Origin of the sequence: Halorarius halobius (genome assembly GCF_024298865.1) — an archaeon.
GTDB lineage: Archaea > Halobacteriota > Halobacteria > Halobacteriales > Haloarculaceae > Halorarius > Halorarius halobius.
On the sequence record NZ_CP101161.1, the window covers coordinates 1,339,116 to 1,364,857 of the forward strand.

30 protein-coding genes are annotated in these 25,742 nt (G+C 70.4%); 17 read left to right on the forward strand and 13 right to left on the reverse strand.

Going from position 1 to position 25,742, the window contains the following annotated elements:
• The first annotated feature begins 1 nt into the window (after position 1).
• Positions 2–1,852 carry a ribosome biogenesis/translation initiation ATPase RLI gene (locus NL112_RS07130; protein ID WP_255151944.1) on the forward strand — a complete coding sequence of 617 codons (1,851 nt, stop codon included), beginning with the start codon at positions 2–4 and terminating at the stop codon, positions 1,850–1,852.
• 96 nt (positions 1,853–1,948) lie between these two features.
• Here NL112_RS07130 and NL112_RS07135 read toward each other — a convergent pair whose 3' ends face one another.
• Positions 1,949–2,248, reverse strand: coding sequence for a hypothetical protein (locus tag NL112_RS07135; protein WP_255151946.1), 300 nt, complete (start codon positions 2,246–2,248; stop codon positions 1,949–1,951).
• Between the two features lie 84 nt (positions 2,249–2,332).
• Between NL112_RS07135 and NL112_RS07140 the strand changes: the two genes are divergently transcribed.
• A complete protein-coding gene (locus tag NL112_RS07140; protein WP_255151947.1) occupies positions 2,333–3,106 on the forward strand; it encodes a PHP domain-containing protein in 774 nt (257 codons plus the stop codon).
• Positions 3,107–3,113: 7 nt separating this feature from the next.
• Here the strand turns inward: NL112_RS07140 and NL112_RS07145 are convergent, their stop codons facing one another.
• Together NL112_RS07145 and engB are read right to left on the reverse strand one after the other, a co-directional pair.
• Positions 3,114–3,764, reverse strand: coding sequence for a hypothetical protein (locus tag NL112_RS07145; RefSeq protein ID WP_255151949.1), 651 nt, complete (start codon positions 3,762–3,764; stop codon positions 3,114–3,116).
• Positions 3,765–4,127: 363 nt separating this feature from the next.
• Complete coding sequence (engB, locus tag NL112_RS07150; RefSeq protein ID WP_255151950.1) at positions 4,128–4,748, reverse strand: GTP-binding protein EngB; 621 nt, start codon at positions 4,746–4,748, stop codon at positions 4,128–4,130.
• Between the two features lie 76 nt (positions 4,749–4,824).
• Here engB and NL112_RS07155 point away from each other — a divergent pair, with 76 nt between their 5' ends.
• Positions 4,825–5,199, forward strand: coding sequence for a GerW family sporulation protein (locus NL112_RS07155; protein ID WP_255151951.1), 375 nt, complete (start codon positions 4,825–4,827; stop codon positions 5,197–5,199).
• Here NL112_RS07155 and NL112_RS07160 read toward each other — a convergent pair.
• Positions 5,196–5,894 (reverse strand): class I SAM-dependent methyltransferase, encoded by a 699-nt coding sequence (locus NL112_RS07160; protein WP_255151952.1) that lies wholly within the window; start codon positions 5,892–5,894, stop codon positions 5,196–5,198. The two genes, NL112_RS07155 and NL112_RS07160, sit on opposite strands and share 4 nt — an antisense overlap.
• A 356-nt stretch (positions 5,895–6,250) precedes the next feature.
• Here NL112_RS07160 and NL112_RS07165 point away from each other — a divergent pair, with 356 nt between their 5' ends.
• Both NL112_RS07165 and NL112_RS07170 read left to right on the forward strand, forming a co-directional pair.
• The gene (locus tag NL112_RS07165) at positions 6,251–7,504 is read left to right on the forward strand and encodes an MFS transporter (protein ID WP_255151953.1); all 1,254 of its coding nucleotides are present in this window, start codon (positions 6,251–6,253) and stop codon (positions 7,502–7,504) included.
• 67 nt (positions 7,505–7,571) lie between these two features.
• The gene (locus tag NL112_RS07170; RefSeq protein ID WP_255151954.1) at positions 7,572–8,543 is read left to right on the forward strand and encodes a DUF7351 domain-containing protein; all 972 of its coding nucleotides are present in this window, start codon (positions 7,572–7,574) and stop codon (positions 8,541–8,543) included.
• 15 nt (positions 8,544–8,558) lie between these two features.
• Here the strand turns inward: NL112_RS07170 and NL112_RS07175 are convergent, their stop codons facing one another.
• On the reverse strand, positions 8,559–9,083 hold the full coding sequence (locus NL112_RS07175) for a GNAT family N-acetyltransferase (protein ID WP_255151955.1): 525 nt from the start codon (positions 9,081–9,083) through the stop codon (positions 8,559–8,561).
• A 66-nt stretch (positions 9,084–9,149) separates the two neighbouring features.
• Complete coding sequence (locus NL112_RS07180) at positions 9,150–10,379, reverse strand: eIF2B alpha/beta/delta subunit family protein (RefSeq protein ID WP_255151956.1); 1,230 nt, start codon at positions 10,377–10,379, stop codon at positions 9,150–9,152.
• Positions 10,380–10,436: 57 nt separating this feature from the next.
• Here NL112_RS07180 and NL112_RS07185 point away from each other — a divergent pair, with 57 nt between their 5' ends.
• From NL112_RS07185 to NL112_RS07195, 3 genes are all read left to right on the forward strand, one after another.
• Complete coding sequence (locus NL112_RS07185; protein WP_255151957.1) at positions 10,437–10,934, forward strand: metallophosphoesterase family protein; 498 nt, start codon at positions 10,437–10,439, stop codon at positions 10,932–10,934.
• Positions 10,935–11,000: 66 nt separating this feature from the next.
• Positions 11,001–11,480: an RNA-binding protein gene (locus NL112_RS07190; RefSeq protein ID WP_255151958.1), complete on the forward strand. Its 480-nt coding sequence runs from the start codon at positions 11,001–11,003 to the stop codon at positions 11,478–11,480.
• 72 nt (positions 11,481–11,552) lie between these two features.
• Entirely contained in the window at positions 11,553–12,398 is an 846-nt protein-coding gene (locus tag NL112_RS07195) for a M14 family metallopeptidase (RefSeq protein WP_255151959.1), read from the forward strand.
• A gap of 21 nt (positions 12,399–12,419) precedes the next feature.
• On the opposite strand, the gene NL112_RS07200 is transcribed toward NL112_RS07195, so the two are convergent.
• From NL112_RS07200 to NL112_RS07210, 3 genes are read right to left on the reverse strand one after another with little or no spacing between them, the layout of a single operon-like run.
• Positions 12,420–12,767, reverse strand: coding sequence for a YrdB family protein (locus tag NL112_RS07200; RefSeq protein ID WP_255151960.1), 348 nt, complete (start codon positions 12,765–12,767; stop codon positions 12,420–12,422).
• The gene (locus NL112_RS07205) at positions 12,768–13,466 is read right to left on the reverse strand and encodes a DUF1028 domain-containing protein (RefSeq protein ID WP_255151961.1); all 699 of its coding nucleotides are present in this window, start codon (positions 13,464–13,466) and stop codon (positions 12,768–12,770) included. It abuts the gene before it with no gap.
• Between the two features lie 44 nt (positions 13,467–13,510).
• Entirely contained in the window at positions 13,511–14,719 is a 1,209-nt protein-coding gene (locus tag NL112_RS07210; protein WP_255151962.1) for a S8 family peptidase, read from the reverse strand.
• 160 nt (positions 14,720–14,879) lie between these two features.
• Between NL112_RS07210 and NL112_RS07215 the strand changes: the two genes are divergently transcribed.
• Entirely contained in the window at positions 14,880–15,233 is a 354-nt protein-coding gene (locus NL112_RS07215; protein WP_255151964.1) for a cell division protein SepF, read from the forward strand.
• Between the two features lie 6 nt (positions 15,234–15,239).
• Here NL112_RS07215 and NL112_RS07220 read toward each other — a convergent pair whose 3' ends face one another.
• A complete protein-coding gene (locus tag NL112_RS07220; protein WP_255151965.1) occupies positions 15,240–17,189 on the reverse strand; it encodes a S15 peptidase family protein in 1,950 nt (649 codons plus the stop codon).
• Positions 17,190–17,296: 107 nt separating this feature from the next.
• Between NL112_RS07220 and NL112_RS07225 the strand changes: the two genes are divergently transcribed.
• Entirely contained in the window at positions 17,297–18,238 is a 942-nt protein-coding gene (locus NL112_RS07225) for an ABC transporter ATP-binding protein (protein WP_255151966.1), read from the forward strand.
• Positions 18,235–19,035 (forward strand): ABC transporter permease, encoded by an 801-nt coding sequence (locus NL112_RS07230; RefSeq protein WP_255151967.1) that lies wholly within the window; start codon positions 18,235–18,237, stop codon positions 19,033–19,035. The genes NL112_RS07225 and NL112_RS07230 overlap by 4 nt, the downstream gene beginning before the upstream one ends.
• Here NL112_RS07230 and NL112_RS07235 read toward each other — a convergent pair.
• A complete protein-coding gene (locus NL112_RS07235) occupies positions 19,032–20,147 on the reverse strand; it encodes a DUF7972 family membrane protein (protein ID WP_255151968.1) in 1,116 nt (371 codons plus the stop codon). The two genes, NL112_RS07230 and NL112_RS07235, sit on opposite strands and share 4 nt — an antisense overlap.
• 41 nt (positions 20,148–20,188) lie before the next feature.
• On the opposite strand from NL112_RS07235, the gene NL112_RS07240 reads away from it, so the two are divergent.
• The 3 genes from NL112_RS07240 (at position 20,189) to NL112_RS07250 (ending at position 21,674) form a co-directional block, all read left to right on the forward strand.
• Positions 20,189–20,767, forward strand: coding sequence for a DoxX family membrane protein (locus tag NL112_RS07240; RefSeq protein WP_255151969.1), 579 nt, complete (start codon positions 20,189–20,191; stop codon positions 20,765–20,767).
• A gap of 69 nt (positions 20,768–20,836) precedes the next feature.
• Complete coding sequence (locus tag NL112_RS07245) at positions 20,837–21,013, forward strand: hypothetical protein (protein ID WP_255151971.1); 177 nt, start codon at positions 20,837–20,839, stop codon at positions 21,011–21,013.
• A 37-nt stretch (positions 21,014–21,050) separates the two neighbouring features.
• Positions 21,051–21,674 carry a hypothetical protein gene (locus NL112_RS07250; protein WP_255151972.1) on the forward strand — a complete coding sequence of 208 codons (624 nt, stop codon included), beginning with the start codon at positions 21,051–21,053 and terminating at the stop codon, positions 21,672–21,674.
• Between the two features lies 1 nt (position 21,675).
• Here the strand turns inward: NL112_RS07250 and NL112_RS07255 are convergent, their stop codons facing one another.
• On the reverse strand, positions 21,676–22,071 hold the full coding sequence (locus NL112_RS07255) for a DUF5611 family protein (protein WP_255151973.1): 396 nt from the start codon (positions 22,069–22,071) through the stop codon (positions 21,676–21,678).
• A 45-nt stretch (positions 22,072–22,116) separates the two neighbouring features.
• The gene (locus NL112_RS07260; RefSeq protein WP_255151974.1) at positions 22,117–22,797 is read right to left on the reverse strand and encodes a DUF7093 family protein; all 681 of its coding nucleotides are present in this window, start codon (positions 22,795–22,797) and stop codon (positions 22,117–22,119) included.
• A 124-nt stretch (positions 22,798–22,921) separates the two neighbouring features.
• Here NL112_RS07260 and NL112_RS07265 point away from each other — a divergent pair, with 124 nt between their 5' ends.
• The 3 genes from NL112_RS07265 (at position 22,922) to ygfZ (ending at position 25,740) form a co-directional block, all read left to right on the forward strand.
• Positions 22,922–23,215, forward strand: a complete 294-nt coding sequence (locus tag NL112_RS07265) for a DUF6432 family protein (protein WP_255151975.1) — start codon at positions 22,922–22,924, stop codon at positions 23,213–23,215.
• Between the two features lie 62 nt (positions 23,216–23,277).
• Positions 23,278–24,603, forward strand: coding sequence for an arylsulfotransferase family protein (locus NL112_RS07270; protein WP_255151976.1), 1,326 nt, complete (start codon positions 23,278–23,280; stop codon positions 24,601–24,603).
• Between the two features lie 51 nt (positions 24,604–24,654).
• Positions 24,655–25,740, forward strand: coding sequence for a CAF17-like 4Fe-4S cluster assembly/insertion protein YgfZ (gene ygfZ, locus NL112_RS07275; RefSeq protein WP_255151977.1), 1,086 nt, complete (start codon positions 24,655–24,657; stop codon positions 25,738–25,740).
• The last annotated feature ends 2 nt before the right edge of the window (positions 25,741–25,742 follow it).

Genomic DNA, 25,742 nt, shown 5'->3' on the forward strand with positions numbered 1-25,742 from the left:
CATGGCGGAGGACAGCATCGCGGTCGTCGACCTCGACAGGTGTCAACCCGACCGTTGCAACTACGAGTGTGCGAACTTCTGCCCGCCCAACCGGACGGGCAAGGAGTGCATCGTCCCCCGCGAGGACCGCTACGAGGAGAACGAACCGTACGAGGGCGGCCCCAAGCAGGTGTCCATCTCCGAGGAGATATGTCTCGGCGAGTCGTGTGGCATCTGCGTCGAGAAGTGTCCGTTCGACGCCATCGAGATAATCAACCTCCCGCAGGAACTCGACGAGGAGCCGACCCACCGCTACGGCGAGAACGCCTTCGCGCTGTACGGGCTTCCTGCGCCACAGGAGGGGAAGGTGACGGGCATCCTCGGGCCGAACGGCATCGGGAAGACCACCGCCGTCCGCGTGCTGGCCGGCGAAATCGACCCGAACCTCGGCCGGTACAACGACCCCCCGTCGTTCGAGCAGGTGCTCGACGAGTACCGGGGGACGGAGCTCCAGACCTACCTCGAATCGCTGGAGTCGGGCGACGTGACCGTCGCGCGCAAGCCGCAGTACGTCGACAAGATCCCCGACCAGTTCTCGGGCAACACGCGCGAACTCATCGAGAGCGTCGACGAGCGCGGCGTCGCGGACGACCTCGTCGAGCGGCTCAACGTCGCGCCCGTCATCGACCAGGACATCGACACGCTGTCGGGCGGGGAGCTCCAGCGGGTCGCGCTGGCGGCGACGCTGGTGCGGGACGCGGACTTCTACTTCCTCGACGAGATAACGCCGTATCTGGACATCGGCCAGCGCGTCACCGCGGCGCGCCTGATTCGAGAACTCGCGGAGGAGGAGGACCGCTCGATGCTGGTCGTGGAACACGACCTCGCGGTGCTTGACCTGCTCGCCGACTCCATCCACGTCGCGTACGGTCGGCCGGGCGCGTTCGGCGTCGTCACGCCCCCGAAGTCGACGAAGAACGGCATCAACGAGTATCTGAAGGGGTATCTGGAGAACGAGAACATGCGCATCCGGCAGGAGGCCATCGAGTTCGAGGAGCACGCCCCCCGGAGCGTCCGGACGGGCGCCCGCGACGTGCTCGTCGAGTACCCCGCGATGCGCAAGTCGTACGGCGACGGCGAGTTCACGCTGGAGGTCGAGGCCGGACAGATACGCAACGACGAGGTGCTGGGCATCGTCGGCCCGAACGGCATCGGGAAGTCGACGTTCGCGCAACTGCTGGCCGGCCGGCTGGAGCCCGACGAGGGCGACCTCGACACCCGGCTCGACATCTCGTACAAGCCGCAGTACGTCGAAATCGACCAGCCGATGCGCGTCGACGCGTTCCTCTCGTCTATCACGGACGATTTCGGTTCCTCGTACTGGAACACCGAGATCGCCCAGCCGCTCCAGTTGGAGCGCATCATGGAGCAGAGCCTCACGGACCTCTCCGGCGGGGAGCGCCAGCGCGTCGCCATCGCCGCCTGCCTCTCGGAGGAGGCGGACCTCTACCTGCTCGACGAACCCTCGGCGCATCTCGACGTCGAACAGCGGGTGCTCGCCACCCGCGCCATCCGCCGCTACACCGAGAACCACGGCGCGACGGCGATGGTCATCGACCACGACATCTACATGATAGACCTGCTTGCGGACCGCCTGCAGGTGTTCGACGGTACGCCCGCCGAGTACGGCCACGCCGGCGAGCCGGTCGGGATGCGCGAGGGGATGAACGAGTTCCTCGCCAACCTCGACGTGACGTTCCGCCGCGACGAGCGGACCGGTCGGCCCCGCATCAACAAGCCGGGGTCGAAACTCGACCGCGAGCAGAAGAACGCCGGCGAGTACTACTACGCGCCCGACGCCGACGAGGAGTAGGGTGGCCGAGCGGAGCGAGGCCACCTAGACGCGAACGGCGAGCGTAGCGAGCCGTGGGCGGGCGACTCGACCGCGAGGGGGTGAACGCTCGTCGGCTCACCCCGCGGTCGCGCGGTAGTGGTCGACGACGGCCGTGCCGACCCGCGCCAGCCCGTAGATGGTGGCGGTGACGCCGGTCAGCGGGACGGCCGCCGGGAGCAACAGTCGCCCCCTGTCGAGGGCTTCGTACACCGGGATCAGCACCTCGAGTTCGAGGTTCACGATGACCGAGCGGAGCAGGCCGGCGACCAGCGACAGCGCGAGCGCGGCGCCGACCCAGAACAGGAGGATACCGGCGACGACGAGGGCTTCCCGGAGCGCCCACCGCAGGCGCCCGGGGACCGTATCGGGGAACATGCGGGCGGGGCTGTCGTGCGGCCCCCTGTTAAGGGTTGTCGCCCCGCCGGCAGATTGGTAAGTCGCGGCGCCGACGGGCCGGTAGTGACCGTCGACTACCACACGCACACGAACTACTCCGACGGCTCCGTCCCGATGTCGATGATCCGGGCCGCGGAGGAGGCGGGGCTCGACGGCATCGGCTTCGCGGACCACTGCGTCGTCACGACCGACGAGTGGCTCCAGACCGTCAAGCGGGCGTGGGGGTTCAACCTCGACGCCACCTACGAGCGGCGCCGCGAGGGGCTGGCCGCGCTCCGCGACCACGCCGACGTGCGGCTGTTCGACGCCGTCGAGATGGACTACAAACCCCGCGACGAGTCCGAGGTCGCCGTGTTCCTCGACGACGCGGGGTTCGACTACGCCGTCGGGAGCGTCCACGAACTCGACGGGACGAACGTCCACAACGAGGGGCACTTCGTCGACAAGTCGGACGCCGAGCGCGAGCGGCTGGTCGACGCCTACTTCGACGACCTCGTCGCGCTCGTCGAGTCGGAGCTGTTCGACGTGGCGGCGCATCTCGACCTCGTCGAGCGCAACGAGGCGCTCCGGGGGCTGGCCACGGAGTCGCAGTACCGCCGGGTCGCGGCGGCGCTGGAGGCCTCCTCGACGGTGCCGGAACTCAACGCCGGGCGCGTCCGCGACGACGACGGCGAGATACACCCCGTCCCCGGGTTCATGGACGTACTGCTGGAGTACGACGTCGAGTTCGTGCTCGGGAGCGACGCCCACGAGCCCGAGGACATCGACCCCTGCGTGGCGGCGCTCGAGAAGTTCGTGGCGACTCACGGCGTGCCGACGACGGAACTGTCGCTGTAAGGCCGCGTCACTCGGCGTCGAGTTCGAGCGTCCCGTCGTCGCTCGCTCGGACCGTCTTCCCGAGCGGACCGGACCGCGAGGCCTGCACCGTGAACGTACAGTAGAGGCTCTCGGGCAACGCTTCGACGCCGGGGTCGAACACGGCCGGGACGATGATTGTGCCCTCCGTGTCCACGCTCCGGAGTTCCGTGGTGAACGTGCGGGTCCCGGCCTCGATGTCGTAGTAGGCTCCGAACTCCTCCCACTGGCCGGGTGGCTGGACTCGCATCTCGTAGTTGAGGCGGCCCTCGTAGCTTCGGGGCGGGCGGACGCTGAACCGGAACCAGTCGGTCTCGTACCCCCTGTACGGCTCGCTCGCCGCGATGTCTCCGACGGTGGCGTTGAACCTCAACCCGAGCACCGGCGGGCGCGACCCCGCCCGCTCCCGTCGGTCGGTGTCGATGGAGGCGTAGCCGACGCCGTCGCGGTCTCCCTCCCGGGGCGGGTACTGCCACTGCAGTTCGCCGGGTTCGGCGGTCGTCTCGGCGTCCATCTCGACGGGGCCGGCGCCGGGAACACGGCCGGCACAGCCGGCGAGACCACCGGCGAGTGCGGTTCCGAGCGCGCCGAGCGCGCGTCTGCGGGTCGTTCCGTCGGCGGGCGAGTCGTTGGAGGGCATCGACGGGGATGGTGAGCCGGCGGTCGGGTAAAAGGTTCGAGTCGTGCGTGCCGCTCCCCACGTCCCTGTCCGCGGGGGAGCGGAGCGACCGAGCGGTTCACTGCGATTAACGCGCTCCGAGGGAGTCCGGTCGTCGGCCACCAGCATCCGCGCGAGCGAAGCGAGCGCGGTTCATCCGAGCCGACCGCAGGGAGGCTCCGGGACCAAGGCGCGATTAACGCGAGCCGAAGGCTCGCGGCAGGAGCGCCGCCGTGTCTTTTTGGTGTCCTCCGGCGGCCTCCGGCCGCCGAGGACTTGTCGGACCGAAGGTCCGACAGCGCAACTTTTTGCCGGCGTGCGAAGCACGCCGTGCAAAAAGGTGCGTTAGAAGAACTTGAACAGGTCGTCGCGCTTCGCCTCGTGGAGGTGGTGGCGCACCGCGTCGTTCAGCGGCTGGATGCGACCCTTCTTGGCGACGATGGGCGCGACGGACTCGCCTTGCCACTGTTGCCACGGCGGCAGGAGCCCCAGTCGGTCACAGAGTTCGTTCAGCCGCTCGTCACGGTCGTCGACCTTGTCCATCTTGTTGACCGCGACGACGACCGGAATCCCCAGCTCCTGGAGGAAGCCGAACATCTCCACGTCGTGGGGAATCTCGTCTGGCCCGGAGTGGCGGTCGATGATGTCGACGACGGCCTTCCCGTCGACGACCAGCACGCCCACGAGAATGTCGTCGGCGTGGGCCTCGACGTAGCGGACCACGTCGGTCTTGATTTGCTCGCGCACCTCGTCGGGGACGCCGGACATGAAGCCGAACCCGGGCAGGTCCGTGATGACGAAGTCCTCGGCGGCCCAGTCGTAGTGGTTCGGCTCCCGGGTGACGCCCGGCTTGCCGCCGGTGTCGAACGTGTGGCCCGTTATCTCCCGCATCAACGTCGACTTCCCGACGTTGGACCGGCCCACGAGCACGACTTCGGCGTCGCGGTCGGGGCGAGTGTCGAACATACCCCCTCTTTCCCGTCGAGACTGATACCCTCCCCGGTTGCACGGAGTTATGTCACCAGGCGTGGTACCGATATGCATGGACGACGCGCTCTCCGGTTTCGACCGGGTGACCGAGTGGCTCCAGCACGCGCCGGGCGCCGACCTGGTGTACGGCGACCCCGTCGAGCGCGACGACCGGACCGTCGTCCCCGTCGCGCGGGTCCGCTACCGGGTCGCCGGCGGGTTCGGTGCCGGCACCGGCGACGCGGGCGACGACACCGAGGCGTCCGAGGGCGGCGGTGGCGGCGGGCTCGGCGACGCGACGGCGACGCCGGTCGGCGTGGTGGAGGTGAGCGACGCGGGGACGCGGGTCGTCCGGTTCGACCGCGGGTGGCGACGGGGAGCGGTCGGCGCGGCGCTCGGTGCGGCCGCGGGGATGGCCGTCGGCCTGGCGCTCGGCCGGCGCGGCTAGCGACCGACGACCCACCGCCAGTGCTGTTCGAGGCCTCCATCGACCGCCGCGAGCGCCTCGCGCGCCCGCTCGGTCCGCTCGTCGGGCGGCAGTTTCGGGTAGAGTCGCGCCGCCATCGCGGGAATCGCGTGGAACGCTCGCAGGTCGTCGGCGTCGGTGTCGAACGTCCACGTCCCGCTCGCCGTCTCGAACGCCGCGTCGACGGCGTCGACGACCGCCTCGGTCGGTGCCGGTGACCGCGATTCGCGGTCGAGCGCGGCGAACACGCCCTCGCCGTCGGCGGTCCAGCCGTCGGGCGCGACGGCACCGACCACGCCGCCGGGTCGGAGGACGCGTCGCGCTTCCCTGACTGCCGCCGCGGGGTCGGGGACGAGAAACAGCGACGCGGTGAAGGCGACGGCGTCGACGCTGTCGTCACACAGCGGTAGACGGTCGATGTCGCCGGCGACCCGCGCGGGTGCCGGGTTCGCCCGGAGCATCGCGGGCGAGGCGTCGAGCGCGACGAGTTCGTCGGCGCGGGCCGCGAGCGCGTCGGTCGCGGCGCCGGTACCTGCGCCCGCATCGAGGACGCGCCCCCGCGGTTCCATCGCGGCCGCCAACCGCTCCGCGAGCGCGGCGAACCGGCCGGTCCGGGCCTCGTAAGCGGCGTAGGCGTCGGCGCTGGCGTCGAAGTTCTCCTTGACGGCGCGTTTCACACCTGCCGTACGGAACGGGGCGGTTTAGCTGTCGGTGCTACCGGCGGCCGGTACACCGTCGCTCGGCTGACGCCGCTCAACTCGGTGAGTTCCGTCGCGGTTCGTGGTAGTTAGTAGATGCGTTCTCGTACGCCGACTCGACGGTGCCGTCCGCTGGGTTCTGTCAGTAGGCGTCGACAGTATGAGGGGTAACTGTCGTCATCGCCGTCCTCGACTCCAAGGACGGCGGGGAGCAAAACCCGTTCCGTTCCTCGTCGTACTGACTTCACGGTCTCCTTACAATACTGCAGTTCAGATAACCGTTTTCGGGGTTCCGCCCCACCGTCCCGTCGCCCTCCACGCGGGCGTCGATACTCATGTTCAGCGACGACGCGACCGTCACCGTCTACAAGTACTACCTGTATCGGGCCGTCGGCGGGCCGGGGTTCATGTACCCTATCTACGTGCTGTACCTGCTGTCGCACGACCTGACGTTCGCACAGATAGGCACCATCGGCGCGGTCCAGTCCGTCGCGGTGCTCGTCGGGGAGTTGCCGACGGGGTACGTGGGCGACCGCATCGGCCGCCGGAACAGTCTGCTCGTCGGGCAACTGCTGTTCGCGCTGTCGGCCACCGGCTTCGTCGTCTCCGAGGGGTTCGTCGGGTTCCTCGCCGCGTTCGTGGTGCTGTCGGTCGGGCAGACGTTCGTCTCCGGGAGCGGCGACGCGTGGCTGTACGACACGCTGGACGCGACGCTGGGCAGTGACCGGTTCAGTCACGTCCGGGGCCGTGGCGGGGCCATCGGCCAGTGGGTGACGGCCGTGACGATGGTCGCCGGCGGGTACCTCTACGTCGTCGGTCACGTCCTCCCGTTCGTCGCGCTGGGGGTCGCGCGCGTGGCGACCGGCCTCGTCGTCCTGACGTTCCCGACCCCCGACGAGGACGGCGAGCACGACGACGGGGGGCTGACCGTCGTCGAGGCGGTCCCCGTGGTCCGCGAGCGGCTGACGACCCCACCGGTCGCGTCGTTCGTGGCGTACGCGGCGCTGTTCTTCGGCGTCGTCGCCACCGTCGACGTGTTCGTCCAGCCCATCGCCGAGCGGACGCTCGGCCCCTCGACGGGCGGCCTGCTGTCGTCGCTCGGGCTCGCGGAGCCGATGGCGCTGGGCGTCCTGTACGCGGCGTTCACCGCCGTCTCGGCCGTCGCCAGCGAGTACGCGAGCGACCTCGAAGCCGCCGTCGGGATGCGGACGGCGCTGGTCGTGGTCCCCGGAGTCACGGCGCTTCTGGTCGTCGTGCCGGCCGCCGTGCCCGTCCTCGCGGTGCCGATGTTCTTCGGGGTGCGGGCCGCGCGGTCGCTGCTGCGGCCGCTCGCGGGCCAGTTCGTCAACGACCACGTCGAGTCGGTCGGTCGCGCGACGGTGCTGTCGGCCGTCTCGATGGTGTACGCGCTCGCTCGCGTCCCCTTCGCCGTCGGGAGCGGCGTCGTCGCGGACCTGTTCTCGCCGCTGGTCGCCGTCGCGGCGCTCGGCGGCGCGTTCCTGGTGGCCGGCGGCGCGATGCAACTGCTCCGGCCGCCGGTCGCGGCCGGTCGCTCGGACGGCGCCGCGGACACGCGGGTATCCGACTGACGCCCCGAGTCGCCCCTCCTCTCGACGTAGCTGAACGCTTTAGGGGCCGGTCGTTCGTACAACGGGCATGACCGACGAGTCCGACGGCGACGAGGGACCGCTGGCGCCCGGGGAGGCGTTTGCACTGCTCGGCCACGAGATACGCGCCAGCATCGTCGAGGTGCTGGCGACCGCCGACCGGACCGAGCGCCCGCTGGCGTTCTCCACGCTCCGCGAGCGCGTCGGAACGGTCGACTCGGCGAAGTTCAACTACCATCTCGGGGAACTGGTCGGCCACTTCCTCGAACGGACAGACGAGGGGTACGACCTCCGGCGGGCGGGCGAGCGCGTGGCCGAGGCCGTCCTCTCGGGAGCGGTCACCGACGACCCGGTGCTCGAACGGACGCGCATCGACCAGTCGTGTCTGTACTGTGGCGCGCCCGTCACGGTGGACTACAGACAGGAGCAGGTCGCCGTCTACTGCACCGAGTGTGACGGCACCTACGGGGCGAGCGAGCGGACCAGCGGCGACGACCAGCCCACCGAACAGGGGTTCCTCGGCTACCTGAGTCTCCCACCCGTCGGCATCGCCGACCGGACGGCCGAGGAGGTCCACTGGGCCGCGGTCACCTGGCAACTCTCCGAGCAGTTGCTGGCCGCCAGCGGCACCTGCCCGCGGTGTTCGGCGGCGCTCGACGAGTGGCTGGCTCTGTGTGAGGACCACGCCCCCGCGGACGGCCGGTGTCAGAACTGCAACGAGCGGTACGCGGCGAAACACTCCGCCAGTTGCACGAACTGCGTGTTCGCCCGACGGGGCGTCTTCGGCGTCGCCCTGCTGGACCACACCGCGCTCCAGTCGTTCCTGACCGACCACGGCATCAACCTCATCGCGCCGGCCTCCGACCGGTTCCTCTCGGTCGTGATGGACTACGAGGAGACGGTGTCGAGCGTCGACCCGTTCGAGGCGTCGTTCACGTTCACCGTCGACGGCGACGCGCTCACCTTGACGGTGGACGACGACCTGACCGTGGTCGACGTCGCGCGCTCGGACGCTCGGTAGGGACCGGCGGCCGGCTCACGTGTCCAGCCACTCGCGGGCCAACAGCGCGTACTGGTAGGCGTCGGTCCACTCGCCGTCGGCGAACCGCTCCTCGCGGAACTGCCCCTCGCGCTCGAAGCCGAGCGACTCCAGGGTCCCCACGGACGCCTCGTTCGTCACGAGCACGCGCCCGACCACCTTGTGGAAGCCACACTCCCGGAACGCGTACTCTAAGAACAGGTCCAGCGCCTCGGAGACGTACCCCTCGCGGCGGTGGTCGGGCGCGGTCCAGTACATCAGGCTTCCCCAGTCGTCGCCGCGCGTGTACGCGAACGCGACCACGCCGACCCGCAGTAGCTCGCCGTCCTCGCGGGTGCAGACGAGAAAGCGGTAGTCGTCGTCGGCCAGTTCCGAGACGTCCTCGCGGCTCCGTATCGTCGTGTCCGTCAGCGGCACCCGGGTGGACCGGTCGTTGCGGCCGCGCTGGAGGAACGCGTGGTCCTCGTCTTCTATCGGGTGAAGTGATACCTTCTCGCCTGTCGTGAACGCGGGGCCTGGCATGTCTCTCTACTGGTTACGCGGATAGTTAGTGATTTGGCAAAGCGAGTTATTGTATCAGGATTGATATCAAGAATCCCAGTCGGCGAGCGCCGCGTGGTCGTCGGCCACGCTCGCCACGTCCTCGGCGTCGAGCACGCCCGCCTCCGTGACGACCCCGTCGACGAGGGCCGCGGGCGTGCGGTCGAACGTCGGATTGTGGACCCGCAGGTCGGCGTCGCCGTCGTACACCGCTTCGGGGTCGCCGGGTTCGAGGTCCGGGTCGGTCGTTCCGGTGGGCGCGACCTTGTCGCGGGCACAGACGACCCACACCGGGACGCCGGCCCGCACGGCGGCCGTCGCGGCGGTCCGGGTGCCCACCTTGTTGACGACGCTCCCGTCCGGGAGCACCGCGTCCGCGCCGACGAGCACGCAGTCGGCGGCGTCGAGCAGTCCCGCGACGGCGGCGTCCACCGCCAGCGTCACGTCCGTCTCGTCGGCCAACTCCTCCGCCACGCCGACCCCTTCGCGGGCGGGCCGCGATTCCAGCACCGTCACCGCCGGAGGGTCGGCCCGCCGGAGCGTCGCCGTGACGGTGCCCGACCGCGACAGCGTCACCACCCGCCCTTCGACGTGGTCGGCGGCGGTGGCCGCGGCCCGCTCGTCGGCGCGTGCCGCCCGGTCGATGGCGTCGATGGCCGCTCGCTCGACGGCGGCGGGCGTCCGCTCGTCGGCCGCCCGCATCGCGCGGTTCACCCGATTCGTCACCGCGTGCATCGACGGCCGCGCCGCCAGCAGGTCGCGGGCCACCGCCGCGACCGCCTCGTAGTCGTCGGCAAGCGCCGCCTCGTCGCGCAGAACGTCGAGTGCCCGGAGCGAGACGTACGCCGACCCGTGGGTGGCGTCGTCGGTCACGTCCCCAAGCCGGGGCCGCACGCGGTCGTAGGAGGTCCACAGCGCCGGCACCGTCTCGCGCTCGCGGATGGCCGTCGGCGGAACCCACGCCCACTCCGTCGTCTCCTCGTTGGGCGTCACGTCGCGCGACTCGCAGTCGAACAGGTACGGGTGGACGACCCATCGGGTTCCCCGCTCGGCGTCCTCGACGTCGAACGACTCGCCCGCGCGGACGAGCGTCACCTTCCCGTGGAGCCCGGTCTCCTCGCGTATCTCCTCGCGGACCAGTTCGTCGGGACTCCCTTCCGCGTGGCCCGCCACACCGCCCCACTGCCCGCTGTACGATCCCACCTCCCCGGAGCGCCGGAGCAGGAGTACCTCGCCGCGGTTCCGCAGGAACGCGGTGACGACGTGGACCGTCTCCATACCCGGGAGTCGGCGACGAGCGCGGAAGCTTTTGGGGTGGGGAGCCCTGGGTCGGGTATGCGCATCGCCGTCATCAGCGACACGCACGTCCCGTCCCGCGCCGCGAGCATTCCCGAGTGGGTGCGCGAGGAGATGGCCGCGAGCGACCACGTGATTCACGCGGGCGACTTCGACTCGCCCGCGGCCTACGAGTCGGTGGTCGACGCGAGCCCCGCGCTCACCGCCGTCGCGGGCAACATGGACCCCGCGAGCATCGACGTGCCCGAGGTGGCGACGCTCGACGCGGGCGGCGTCCGGTTCGTCGTCGTCCACGGCACCGGCGACCTCGACGGCTACGACGACCGCGTGGTCGCCGCGGTCGATGACCACGCCGTGGACGACCGCCCAACGGTCGGCATTTCGGGGCACACCCACCAGCGCCGGGACGTGGAGATGGGCGGCTATCGACTGCTCAACCCCGGGAGCGCGACCGGTGCCGACCCCGCGCCCGAGACCTCGATGCTGGTCGTCGAGGTGGCGGACGGTGAGATAGCGGTCGAGCCCCGCGTCGAGTAGCGGGCGCGGTCACGCCCGGACGCACGAACGGACGGTTTTATGCGCGAACCGCGCCGAGTGACGGGCATGGAAGTGAAGTCCCGCCACCACCTGCGCGGCGACGAGATAGACGAGGTCGTCGAGGGCATCGAGGCGACGTTCGGCGTCCGCGTGGAGGGCGACGCCTTCGAGGACGTCGAACTCGCGGACTCCGACCGGCGCATCGTCCTCGTGGACGGCGAACCGCTGGTCGCCTTCTTCGACGGCGAGCCCTCGCTCACCGTCAACGGCGCCCAGGCGTTCCCGCCCGAGCGGAACGTCGTCACGGTCGACGCGGGCGCCGTCTCGTTCGTCTCCGACGGCGCCGACGTGATGCGGCCGGGCATCACCGAGGCCGACGCCTCCATCGCCGCGGGCGACCTCGTCGCCATCGCGGAGGAGAGCCACGGCAAGGTGCTCGCCGTCGGTCACGCCTTGGTCGACGGCGAGGAGATGGTCGGCGACAGCGGGAAGGTGGTCGAGTCGCTCCACCACGTCGGCGACGACCTGTTCGAGTTCACGGTCTGACGTGGTCGACGCGCCCGGCCGACGGCACGGTCGAACCGGTGACCCTATTGCTTCGAGACGGGTAGCGAGGTCGTGTTCGGTGAGGACATCGCGCCCGCGTCGACGGTGCTCGGCCCCGGCGAGGACGCCGAGGTGGCCGTCGTCGGCGGTATCCACGGCGACGAACCCAGCGGCGTCCGCGCCGTGCGGCGGGTCATCGAGTCGAACCCCGACCTCCAGCGGCCGGTGAAACTCGTGGTGGCGAACCCGCCCGCGGTGGCGAGCCACCGCCGGTATCTCGACGCGGACATGAACCGCGTGTTCCCGGGCGACCCGACGAGCCCGGACCGGGAGCGACGGCTCGCGGCCGCCCTCCTGAAAGAGATAGAGGGCTGTGGAGTCGTCCTCTCGTTGCACTCCACCCACTCCTGTGACGACCCGATAGCCATCGTCTCGCGGTCCCACCCCTCCGTTCAGGGGCTGGCCGCGCGGCTCCCCGTCCCCCACGTCGTCGACCCGACGCCCTGCGTCGACGGCGCGTTCCCGGTCAGCGCGCCCGTCCTCAGCATCGAGGCCGGGCGGCAACACACCGAGGAGGCTACCGAGAATGCGACCGACATCGTGGAGGCGTTCCTCCGACTCGTCGACGCGCTCCCCGGGACGGTGCCCGAGGCCGACCCGACGTACTACACGATGACCGACGCCGTCTCGAAGCGGCCGGACAGCGACTACGACCTGCTCGTCGACAACTTCGAACCGGTCGAGGCGGGCACCACGGTCGCCCGTAGCGACGACGGGGCGTACGTCGCCGACGAGCCGTTCGTTCCCGTCCTCATGTCCGAGACGGGGTACGACGACATCCTCGGCTACCGGGGCGAAGTCGCCGGCGAGACGCTGGCGGCGGCCCGCGAGGCGTGGGGCGTCCCGCCGGTCGAGTAGCCGTTCGGGTCGCCGTCCGGCTCACTCGCCGCTCTCGTGGCGCTCCAGTAGAAACGTCGCGCCGCTGGTGATGACCGCCAGCCCCGCGAACACGCCCGCCGCGGTCGGTCGACCGACCGTCACGAGCGCAACGGCGACGAGTCCGAACAGGAGCAGTTCGACCGCGAGCCGAGCGCCCCCCGGGAGGCGATAGGGGGCCTTCGGCGCGACGAACGTGCCCCAGACGCCGGCGGCCCCGAGCGGCGCGGCGACGGCGAGCGCCACCGACACGAGGGGACCGTCGCCCGTCTGCAGGCCCCAGTAGCCGAGCGCGACGAGCGCGGTCAGCTCCACGAGGAAGCGGAGCGCGTAGACGGCCGTGGCGAGCATCTACTCCAGGTCGTCGTCCGCGTACGCGTCGGCGTACTTCTCGACGGCCGCCTCGAAGCTCTCGACCGCGAGGTCGTAGGTGTCGTAGAGGTCCTCGATGGGCGTCCGAGAGGCGTCGACCCGGAGGTCGTCGTAGTACGGCTCCATCTCCCGCTGTTCGGTGGTGGTGACCCGGACCGCCGCGGACTGCACCTCCAGGTCCTCGCGTTTGTCGCCGCCCTCGGCGTGACCCGCCGCGAGCGCGTCTATCAGCCGCTCGGCCAGCGGCTCCTCGATGTCGGAGGTCTCGTAGGCGTCGGCGGTCGCGTCGAGAACCGCCTCGCCGGTCAGGAGGTTGCCGGCGACGGTGAACGTCTCCCGCTCGATGTGGCCGTACCAGTCCTTGCAGTCGTCGCCGGAGAACGCGAACGCGCCGTCGGCGTCGACGCCGTGCAACTGGCGGCTCTGCTTCCCGTCGTCGGCGTTCAACAGTGCGGGGAGCGCGTCCTCGACGGCGAGGCCGTCCGCGAGATACTCGACGCCCCGCTCCCCGAGTTCGACGTTGACGAGCGACTGGGTGGCGACGGCGCCGTGCTCGTTGGCGAACGGACACAGCGTGCCGACGCCCGCCAGCCGGGTCGTGACCGCGACGCCGTAGCGGGTCTGCTGGTCACCGTCCTCGTCGGTGTACGTCTCCCGCGCGCAGATGCTGAACGTCATGCCCCACGGCAGGGGGGCCGCGAGCAAAAAGCCCCCTCCTGCGGTCAGTCGTCCGAGGAGTCGAGGCCGAGCGCCGCCGCGGTGTCGAGCAGGCCCGCGCCGGATTCGCTGTCCCCGAGGCCGAGGCTCTCGGCGGTGGATTTCAACTGCGACCGGGCGTCGCTGGCCGTCGCGCCGTTCGCCATCAACTGCGCGCCCGCCCCGGAGACGTGCGGACAGGCCATCGACGTGCCCGAGAACGTATCGTAGCCGCCCGGCACCGTCGAGTAGATGTCGGTGCCCGGCGCCGCGAGCTCCACTTCCGGCCCCGTCGACGAGAACGAGGACAGCGTGTCGTCGCTGGCCGTCGAGGCGACGGCGACCACCTCGCTGTACGCCGCCGGGTAGCCGACACAGTCCGTGCAGGGCCCGGAGTTGCCCGCCGCCGCCACGAGCAGGACGCCCCTGTCCGCGGCGTACGTGCAGGCGTCCTTCAGCGTCTGGGCGCCCGAGGAGGCGCCGAGGCTCATGCTGGCGACGTCCCACCCCTGGTCGGCGGTGTACTGGATGCCCGCCGCCACGTCGGAGAGACTCCCCGACCCGCGCTTGTCGAGCACCTTCACGGCGTGGAGCGTCGCCTCGGTGGAGACGCCGACGACGCCGCGGTCGTTGTCGTCGGCGTCCGCGATGCCCGCACAGTGGGTGCCGTGGTCGTTGTCGTCGGACCACGCGTAGTTGCAGGTCGGTCCCTTGCACTTGGTGAACGCCTTGCCGGCGCCGACGTTCGCCTGCAGGTCGGGATGGTCGTCGTCGATGCCGCTGTCGATGATGGCGATGTCCGCGCCCGCGCCCGTCTCGCCGTTCGCGTGGGCCACCTCGCTGTCGGTGCGGTCGACGCCCCACGGGAGTCGCTGGCTGGTCGACCCGCCGCCGCCACCGTCGCCGGGGCCGCCGCCGTGCCCCTCGCGGTGGTGGATGGCGTGGACCGTCACGTCGGCCTCGACGTAGCGCACGTCCGACCGCTGTCGGAGGCTCTCGACCGCCTCGTCGGAGAACCGGCCGGCGACGGCCTGCCCGATGTCGCCGAACTCGAGGGTGCGCCGCACCGACGACGCCCGGTCTGTCGCCGCCCGGGTCCCGCTCCGGGCGCTGGTACCGACGATGCGCCGGGGCGGTTTCCCCGCTGTGGCGCCGCCGGTCGCGACCATCGCGCCGGCGCCCGCCGCGCCGGCCCGTTTCAGTACCTGCCTTCGTGAGATGCTGTCACCCGACATGGACTTGTATGTATGGATGTATAAGTGAAATAAATCTACTGCTATCTGATAATCAACTGGATATAACCGGGGACGTTCGGCGACGACTGCCGGGAGCGGCGGCTTCGGGGCGTCCGTGTCTGACGTAAGAGTTTTGCCCCGCGCCGTCGGTTTCGTTGCCATGGGCCTGATGAGCAAACTGCTCGGGGGAGGACAACGCAGCACCGGCGACTACGTCGAACTCGACATCGACGACTTCGACGCCTCCGCGAACGCAGTGGACCGACAGATACGTATCGCGACCATCAGCGACAAACAGGACGTCATCCCCATCAAGGACGCCGTCTACGACGGCGACATCGTCATCGCGGACATCACCCGCCACACGACGACCGACCGGACGATGGAGCACATCTCCGACGAACTGAAACAGGTCGCCCGCGAGGTGGGCGGCGACATCGTCCAGAAGGACGACGACCAGCTCATCATCGCGCCGGGCGGCGTCTCGGTCTCCCGCGAGAAACTGGAGAACTGACCGCACTCAGCGGCCGGTTTCCACCCCCACCACCACGTTCTCGTCCGTCGTTCCCGGCACCGTGAACCACGTCTCCCCGTCGAGGCTGTACTCGGCCGGGCCGAACGCGGCCCGCCCGCTCGCCTCGGGGGTCGCCGGCGCCTCCGCGACGTAGCGCAGGTCGTGTCGCTCGGCCGCGCCATCGAACACGACGTGGCCGTCCCGCTCCGTCCCGTCGCCGGCGACGTGCGACCAGCCCTCGGGGAGCGTATCGCGAACCTGAACGGCTTCGCCCGCGTCGGTGGCGTCGACCGTCAGCGCCACCTCGTCGGCCTGGCCGCCGGTGAACACGCCGGCGTCGTCGGTCCGCGTTCCCGTGACCGCGAGCGAGCCGACGGCGTCGGCGGGGCCGTCGACCGGGAGCCGCACCGACGAGCCGGCGTGGTCGATCTCGACGCCGGCGGCCTGCCGCGCGCTCGTGAACCCGGCGTCGGTCGTCGCCACGGTCAGGCGGAGCGCGTCGCCCGCCGCGAGATGCCGCTGGAACGCCACGAGGTCGACCGTCACCTCCTGGCGCTCGCCGGGCGCCCCCTCGATAGCGACGGGCATCGCCTGGTTGTTGATGAGCGTCGCGCTCCCGCCGGAGACGTGCGAGGCCTTGAGAAAGAGGAACGCGCGGCGACCGAGCGGCGTCACCGACAGCGTCACCTCGGGCGTCCCGACGACGGTCGCGTCGGCCCGCACCGGGAGGTCGAACTGCGCGGCGGTCGCGCCGGGTGCGAGGTCGCCGTTCTGTGGCGATATCTGGGAGGCCGAGGTCGGCGCCGCGCTGTTGGCCAGCCGGGTCGTGCCGTCGCCGGCGACGGTGTCGAGCGCGACCGCCCGCGAGTTCGTGGCCGCGGGCGGGAACGACTGCGCGCTCGTGAACGCCTCCGCGGCGCTTGCGCCGTCGGCGGCCGCCTGCACGTCGTAGTAGGTGACGGGCGCGAGCGAGGAGTCGCCGTCGCCGCGCAGGTGCTCGTCGAACCATTCGATGGCCTTCGATTCCAGATACGCCACCTGCCCGGACGGCGCCGTCGTGCCGGTGGCCGTGTGGCCGCCGTCGAAGAAGACGAGCTTCGCCTCCGTCTCGTTGGCACGCACCCCCTCGACGATGCGCTGGCCCTCGTTGGGGACGAACAGCGTGTCCGGCCAGCCCTGGACGACCAGCGCCGGCGCGTCGATGCGGTCGAGTTTCGTCGCCGGCGAACGGACCGAGAGGAACGACTCCCCCTCCTGTGGGAGCTCGTTGCGCGCCATCGTCTTGGCGTATATCTCGTGGAGTCGCGGGGAGACGCCGCGCTGGAGGTCGCCCCCGTCCGGCTGGCCGTCGCCCGACTGGAACCCGCGGGCGGCCGCGACGCCCGACCCGTACAGCAGGGTGGTCCAGCCGAGCTTCGGCACGCCGTTCGGGGCGAGCGAGAACGTCAGGTCGTGCCACGGGACGATGGGGACGAGCGCGTCGATGCGGTCGTCGACGGCCGCCGCGTTCAACTGGATGCCGCCGCCGTAGGAGGCACCGATCATCCCGACCCGTGGCTCGCCGCCGGTGGTGGCGACCCGGTCGCGGTCGGCCACCCAGTCGATGAGCGCCGACACGTCGTTCACCTCCTTCGGTCCCGAGAGACCGACCTCGCCGTCGGATTCGCCGAAGCCGCGCTGGTCCCACGTCAGCGCGACGTAGCCGTGCTCGGCGGCGAGTCGGGCGTAGCTCTCGACGGAGCCGCGGTCGCCGCCCCAGCCGTGCGTCGACAGCACGACGTGGTTCTCGTCGCCCGCCGACGCCGGCGGCAGGAACAGCGTCGCCGCGATGTCGGCGCCGTCGAACGAGGCGATGCGGTGGTCCTCCGTGGTGACGCCGTCGCCGGCCGCGTGCCCGATGAGCGCCGGTACCGTCGCCGCGGTGCCGGCCGCCTGCACGAACTGTCGTCTATCCATGTGTCGTCGCTCGGCCGAGCGCTCGAAAGCCGTGGTGCCGAGCATACCCCGGGCTTTATGCGGCCGGTTCCGGGCCGCTTAACCCCGTCCGTCCGCTCCGTCCGGTGATGACTGCTATCGTCGCGGACGACCTCGTGAAGGAGTACGGGGACGTGCGCGCACTCGACGGGCTCTCCTTCGAAGTCGAGGACGGCGAGTTCTTCGGCCTGCTCGGGCCGAACGGCGCGGGCAAGACCACGTTCATCAACATCCTCGTGGGACTGGCCCGGGCGTCGGGCGGCCGGGCCGAGGTGTTCGGCTTCGACGTGGAAGACGATTACCGCGAGGCGCGCGACCGCATCGGTCTCGCACCACAGGAGTTCAACGTCGACCGCTTCTTCCCCATCCACGAGGTGCTCGAACACAAGGCCGGCTACCACGGCATCGACCCGGAGGAGGCCGCACGCCGGGCCGACGAGGCGCTGAAGACGGTCGGCATCTACGACAAGCGCGACACCCGCTTCGACTGGCTCTCCGGCGGGATGAAGCGCCGGTTCCTTCTCGCGCGGGCGCTGGTCACTGACCCCGACCTCCTCATCCTCGACGAGCCGACTGCGGGCGTCGACGTGGAACTGCGCCGCGACCTCTGGGACCTCGTCCAGCGGCTCAACGACGACGGGACGACGGTGCTCCTGACGACCCACTACATCGAGGAGGCCGAGCGGCTCTGTGACCGCGTCGCCATCATGGACGAGGGCCGGAAGGTGGAGGTGGCAACCCCGGACGAACTCCAGTCGCGGGGCACCGACACGCTCGTCGTCACGCTCGCCTCGGAGGCCGTCGGCGTCCCGGAGTTCGACGTCGACGGGGTCAACGACGTGACGCTCGACGGCCGGACGCTGTCGGTCACCGCCGACAGCGCCGGCAGTGTCGCGCCCGACGTGGTGCGAACCCTCGACCGTGCCGGCCTCGACATCGCCGACCTCGAAATCCGGCGGGCTTCCCTCGAGGAGGTGTTCGTCGACATGACGCGGCTCGACGAGGAGAAGCCGGCGGAGGTGGAGGCGTGAGCGCGCTCGACTCCGTCTTCGGGACGGGGTTCCGCTCGCTCCTGAAACGCGAGATACTGCGGTTCGTCCGCCGGCCCCGCAACACGTTCCTGCCGCCGGCCATCACGAACGTACTCTACTTCGCAGTGTTCGGCGTCGTCCTCGGCGGTCGAATCGACGAGATTCAGGGGTTCGACTACATCCTGTTCATCCTGCCGGGGCTGGTCGTGCTCGGGGCCATCTCCAACGCCTTCGAGAACTCCTCCTTTTCCATCTTCCATGGCCGCTGGAACGAGTACATCCACGAGGTGCTGACCTCGCCGCTGTCGTACGCGAGCCAGGTGTTCGCGTACGTGGCCGCGGCCGCGCTCCGGGGCATCGTCGTCGGGTTCATCATCGTCGGCGTCGGCCTCGTGTTCGTCCCGTTCGCCATCGAGCGCGGAACGGTACCGGTCGCACGGCCGCTGTATCTGGTGGCGTTCATGCTCGTCATCACGACCCTGTTCGCGGGGTTCGGCGTGATGGGCGGGCTGTGGGCCCGCGACTTCGACTACCTGACCGTCCTCAACCAGTTCATCCTGCGGCCGCTGGTGTTCTTCGGCGGCGTGTTCTACTCGCTGGAGATACTGCCGCCGGTGTTCGTGAAGGTCTCGCTTCTCAACCCGATGGTGTACATGGTCAACGGCGTCCGGTTCGGCTTCCTCGGCTACTCGGACGTGGACCCCAACGCCTCGCTTCTGGTGTTGACGGCGCTGACAGTCGCCGTGCTCGCGGTGGACGTGGTGCTGTTCCGGCGCGGCTACGGCATTATCGACTAACCGTCCTGCCCCTCGGGCGGGACGAACGGGCCGACCGACACCGTCTCGTGGGCGATGGTCGCCGCCCGGAGGATGTACGCGATGAACACCGTCAGCGGCGCGAGCACCACCGTACTGCCGACCGCGATGACCGGCGAGAGATACGGATCGGGGATGGTGACGCTACCGGTCCGGTAGACGAGCGTCAGGCCGAAGCTGACGACCACCGCCACCAGCCCCGAGTACGCGAGCACCCGCGAGAGCCGGGCGAAGTCCTGCTGGAGCGAGAGCGTCTTGAAGAACTGCCGGGTGACCGCGACCGCCTCCAGCAGGTCCTCGACGGCGTCGAGTTGCTCGTCGGCGCTCTCCGAGAGCGCGTCGCCGTGACGGCCCCGGACGCGGGTCGTCGCCGTGAGGTTCGTCGCGTACTCCGTCCCGAGGATGACCGCCAGCGCGTCGACGATGCTGGTCTGCCGCTCCAGTTTCGAGTCGATGCTCTCGCCGTACGCCACCAGGTCGTCGACGTACGCCTCGACGCCCTCCGGGGGGTCCCAGTCGCCGGCCTCCAGTTCCTCGCCGAGGCGTTCGGCGTGGTCGACGAGCGCGCCGGACAGCGCCGACAGGAACCCCGCCGGGTCGTTCGGGAGCGCGTGGTCGTCGGTGTGTTCGACGACGCGCTCGCGCAGGTCGCGCGTGCCCGACAGCCGGTCGAGATACTCGTTTGGCGAGCCGAACACCCGCGAGAGGATGAGCTGGTTCACCGACAGCGCGATGGTCGTCAGCGTCAGCGTCCCCGAGACGAGACCGCTACCGTACACCGTCGCCGCGACGCTGTCGCCGCCGACGGCGAGCACGCCGCCGTAGATGCCCGCGAACAGGAGCAGACAGACGCCGACGAGCATCGCGAGCGCGACGTGCAACCGGTTGCCGTCGAGCAGTAACCAGTAGAGCAGGCGGTCGACCACGCCGTCGACGTCCCGGACCGAACTCGACGTCGTTATCTCTCGCGACACGTCCCACGTGTCGAACGCTCGGCGTATAGAACCCGGCCCCGCCGTCTCCGGCCCGTAGCCACACGCGAGCGGCCGCTGTCTACCGATTCCCGCGTTCTGAGACTCGCCGGGTCGGTTCATATCCTGTACGGTCGAACTGGTAAGTGTAGAGGTACAAGACGATGTCCACCAAAACAACCCGACGAATCGACGCCGAAATCTTCGGCCGTGAGACGAATTTCGAGTACTCCGAGCACTGGATCGGCTACGCGCTGGTCTCGATGCGCGTGGTGATGGGCTGGGTCCTCCTGCAGGGCGGACTCACCAAGCTCATCACCTACCTGAACGCCGACCCCAGCGACAACTGGACGGCCGCAGGCTACCTCGCCAACGCCATCCCCGAGGGCAACCCGTTCACCGCCGCCTTCGCCGGCATGGCGGGTAGCCCGCTGGTCGACATCCTCGTCATGTGGGGGCTGACCCTGACGGGCCTCGGGCTCATCCTCGGTGCCTTGGTGCGCTGGAACGCGTTCTGGGGCGCCGTCATGATGATGATGTTCTGGGCGGCGAGCCTCACCGGCGGCCTGATGCAGGGCCTGCCCCTCGCCCACGGCTGGGTCGTCGACGACCACATGGTCTACGCCGCCCTGCTGTTCGGCCTCGGCGCCGTCGGCGCCGGCCGCATCCTCGGCGTCGACGCCTACCTCGAACAGACCGAGTTCGTCAAGAACAACCGCGTGCTCCGGCTCATCCTCGGGTAGGGTGACCGGGCGAGTCGACCCCTCGTTCGAGGGGTAACCTGTTTTTCCTCGGACGTGCAACCGCCGCGCATGTACCGTGCGATACTCCCGAACGGCCAACTCGAGTGTGCCGACTACGCGAAGGAGAGCAAGGGCGTCGAACTGTACACCGAGTCGGGCGAACTGCTCGCGTTCGTACCGTACGCCAACCTGGAGGCGCTGTTGACCGAGGCGGCGTACGACAGCGACGAGCCGAGCGTGATGTAACGAAAGCGCAATCAGTCGGGTCCCCGAAGCGGAGTCGATGCCCTCCAGACGCGCGCTTCTCGCCGCCGCGGGTGCCGCCGGCGCGTCGCTTGCCGGCTGTGTCGGCGGCCCCGACCGCTACAGCCCGGCCGCGAGCGTCTCGCTCCCGCCCCGGCCCGAGGCGGCGACGCCGGTCGGCCGCACCGAGACCGAGTTCGGCGACGACTGTCCCCACGGGCTGGGTCGTCTCACCGCTCGCGCCTACCAGACGCCCGGTCGGATAACCGTCGAGACGGCGTGTGACCTCATCACCGGCCACAACAACTGCACGACGGCGTGGGGCAACGCGGCGTTCGACGTGACCCACGACTGGCGGCTCGACGCCCGCCCGTTCGGGGGGCTCGACGGCGACGCCGCCGACGTGGTCCCCGTCGACCGGTCGGAGGCGGCGTTCGCGCTCGCGGGCGACCGGAGCCGCTCGTCGCGGGCGTGGTCGGTGCGGTTCACCCCGCCACGGGACAGCACCCGGACGCTCACCTTCCGGTCGACGTTCGCCGTCGAGTCGTCGCCCGAGCGGGGCGACACGCTGGTTCGGGTACCGGTGACCTGGCGGGTCAGCAAGTCGCCGCTGGCGAACCGGCAGTACGGCGAGTCGCTGACGCTCGACTACCGCGAGGGCTGACTCACTCGACGCCGTCGGGCGTCTCGGCGTCGTCCTCGACGGCGCGTTTCATCGACTCGCGGCGCGATTTGGCGTCCCGTCCCGTACACTCCAGCAGGAAGTCGTTCTTCGCGTCGTTGGCGTCGCCGGCGGCGTCGACGTCGCCCGTCTCCATCAGGTCCTCCAGTTCGCGCTCGTGGAACTCGACGGCGAGTTTGTCCTTCTTCCCCGAGTAGGCGACGGCGCCCGCGACCACCTTCTCGAAGACGGGGTTGTCGGGCTCGCCTACGACGTACAGGTCCGACCCCTTGAACTCCTGTGTGCTGGTGATGGGACCGAAGTACTCCTCGATGGTCCCCTTCAGGTCGGGGACGCGCTCCTCGAGATACTCGCCGCGCCGCATCTTGTACTCCTCCATGGGGGTGGCTTCGGCAGGGTCCGGTTTACCGATTTCGCTCGTCGGCTACTCGCCGGCCGGTTCGAGATAGCCGGCCTGACACTCGGGACAGGCGTCGCCGGCCCGGAACGGCGAGTCGCCCGCCTCCACCTCGTAACCACAGCCCGGGCAGACGTACGTGCCCTCGGCGTCGTTGCCGGCCGCCAGCGTCGGCCCGTCGTCGCGGTCGGCCGCCTCCGCCCCGTCGCCGCGGTCGGGCTCGTCGGCGGCCTCGGCCGCCTCCGACGCGTCGGTCTCCTCCGGCTCGGACTGGCCCGCTCCAGCGGCATCGCGGGTCAGGTCGTCGGGCGTCCACTCGTCGTCGTCGCCGGGCCACTGGCCGGGCTGGCGGTCCACCGGCCGGTTGTCCTCGAGAATTTCGGCGTCGTCGTCCTCGGGGTCGGCGGTCGGCTCGTACTCGTCGAGGTCGCTCCCGCTCTCGTAGCCGCCTGCGGTCTCGGCGTCCGTGGCCGCCTCGCCGAGCGCGGCGTCCTCTCGGGTCTCCTCGCCGGTCGCCCCGTCCACGTCGTCGGGCTCAACGATGGACGTCACCTCCTTGTTCTCGGAGACGACCCGGGTCTCGCCGCACCGACTGCACCGCTCGACCTCCTGCACGATGGTCACGACCTCGCTCCCCCGCTCCTCGCGCTCGCGTTCGACGTCCGTCTCGTCGAACGAGTGCCCGAGCAGCGTACACTTGAGTCCCATTACCCGGGGTTGCCGGCGTGGAACGCTTAAGGCTACCGACGGACGGCGCACAGCCGGCCTGCCGTCCCGCACGGACGGGGTCGTCCCGCGAACCGTTAAGACCGGCCGCCGTCTACCCGGAGGTATGCAGGCAAAGCGGGAGTACCGCGACCGCGAACGGACGGAGGTCGCGGTGCTGGACGCGCTCGTCGACCGCCAGGAGGAAGGGATGACTGTCCTCGAGATACGGTCTCGGGTCGACGTGGACATCGACCGCATCGAGACGGCGCTGGCCGAACTGAAGGCGGACGGACTCATCACGGTCGAGGACGCCGACGGCGGGACCCGCATCTACCCCGCCGACCGGGTCGTCCCCTCGGGCACCGAGGAGCCGGACCCCTCGTTCGTCGACCGGCTCCGGGAGAAGCTCCCGTTCTGACGCGGCGGCTCGTCCGCCCGGACCACCGGGGTTTATTCCCGCCGGCTCCCCGACGACTGACGATGGAGCTTCCCGACCGGGTTCCGGTCCCCGACAGACGCGTACTGCGTGCGGCCTTCGCCCTCCTCGTCGTGCTGTCGGCGCTCCCGCTGGGGTTCGCGTACGCCACCGCCGACAGCGGCGCCGTCGCCGACCGGCAGGCGCCGCCCACCGACGGCATCACCGTCGTCACGGTCCACGCGTTCGACCCCATCGGCCACATCGTCGCCTACGCGCCCGACGGCTCCCGGCTCTACACCAACGACACCTACGACGCGTACTTCGACGTCGACCCCGTGTCCGGTACCGCCGCCACGGTCGAGTACGTCGCCGTCTCCGAGATAACCGAGCGTTCGGGAGTCTGCGACCAGCCCCCATGCGCCCGAAACGTCATCGAGCGGGTGAACCTCACCACCGGCGACGTCGAGCGACTCCACGCCACCGTGGTCGAGGACTACCACGGCCACGAGTGGCACGACGTCGACCGTATCGACGACCAGCGCCTGCTCGTCGCCGACATCGGCGGCAACGGCGTGTTCGTCCTGAACACGACCACCGACGTCGTCGAGTGGCGCTGGAACGCCCAGAGCCACTACCCGCTGGAGGCCGGCGGCGGCTACCCCTCCGACTGGACCCACCTCAACGACGTGGAGCGCTTGCCGGACGGCCGCTACATGGCGAGTCCGCGCAACATGGACGAGGTCATCTTCATCAACGAGTCGGGCGTCCAGGAGGCGTGGACGCTCGGCGAGGACGGCGACCACTCGGTGCTGTACGAACAGCACAACCCCGACTACATCCCCGCGGGCGAGGGCGGCCCCGCCGTCGTCGTCGCGGACTCCGAGAACGACCGCCTCGTCGAGTTCCAGCGCGTCGACGGCCGGTGGGAGCAGTCGTGGGTGTGGGCCGACGCGCGCCTCTCGTGGCCCCGCGACGCCGACCGCCTGCCCGACGGCGACACGCTGGTCACGGACACCCACGGCGACCGCATCGCGGTGGTGGCGCCCAACGGGAGCGTCACCTGGAGCGTCGACGTGACGAACCCCTACGAGGCCGAACGGCTCTCCTCGCCCGACGAGTCCGAGGACGGCCCGGCCGCGACGGCGGCGAACCTCCAGTCGCGCGAACCGGGCGGGGGCGACGGCAGCGGTGGCGGCAGTCCCGTCGGCGTCCTGCTGTCGCTGATTCCGGCGAAACTGCGTCACGGCCTGCTGTTCGTGATTCCCTCGTGGTTCGACGCCGTCCACGTCCTCCCGCTCGGGGTGGGGCTGGCGACGGCCGCCACCTGGGTCGCGCTGGAACTCCGGTGGGCGAACCTCGGCGTCCAGTGGCCGCTGTACCGTCGGTAGCGTCCGCCCGTCGCGAGCCACTTTTCACCGGGGCGCGCCTCTCCCCCGGTAATGACCGTCGTCCCCGACACCCACGAGCGACACGGCGCGACGTTCGCCGAGCACGACGGCCGCCGCGTCGTCGAGGAGTACGGCCGGCCCGAGCGGACCCACCGTGCGGTCCGTAACGGCGTCGGCGTCATCGAGATGGGGTACGGCGTCCTCGAACTCACGGGCGAGGACCGCGTCGAGTTCGTCGACAACGCCGTCTCCAACCGCGTCCCGAGCGAGGACGGCCGCGGCGTCTACGCCCTGCTTCTGGACCCGCAGGGCGCCGTCCGGACGGACCTGTACGTGTACAACGCCGGCGAGCGCCTGCTGTGTTTCACGCCGCCCGCGCAGGCGGGGCCGCTGGCCGAGGAGTGGCGCGAGAACACGTTCATCCAGGACGTCGAGATACGCGAGGCCTCGACCGACTTCGGGGTGTTCGGCGTCCACGGCCCCACCTCGACCGAGAAGGTCGCCAGCGTGCTCAACGGCGCCGCCTCGCCCGACGGCCACCTGACCTTCGTCCGCGGGTCGATGGGCGACGCCGGCGTCACCGTCGTCGCCAGCGACGCCCCCACCGGCGAGGAGGGGTACGAGGTGGTGTGTGCGGCCGACGCCGCCGAGGAGGTGTTCGACACCCTGCTCACGCGGGGGATGAACGCCGTCCCGTTCGGCCACCGGACCTGGAACACGCTCACGCTCGAAGCCGGGACGCCGCTGTTCGCCACGGAGTTGGAGGGGCAGGTGCCGAACGTGCTCGGCCTGCGGAACGCGCTGGACTTCGAGAAGGGCTGTTACGTCGGGCAGGAAGTGGTCTCCAAAATCGAAAACCGGGGGCGGCCCTCCCGTCGGCTCGTGGGCCTCGCGGTGGACGCGGTTCCCGACGCCGGCGCGGCGGTGTTTGCGGGCGACGACCACGCCGGCGAGGTGACCCGCGCCGTCGACTCGCCGACGCTTGAGGAGCCGCTGGCGCTCGCGCTGGTCGACTACGGCGCTGATATCGAAAGCGCGACCGTCAGGGTCGACGGCGAGGAGCGCGAAGCCACCCGCCGCGCGCTCCCGTTCGTCGAGGGGAGCGACACCTCGGCGCGGCTCCCCACCTACGACTGAGC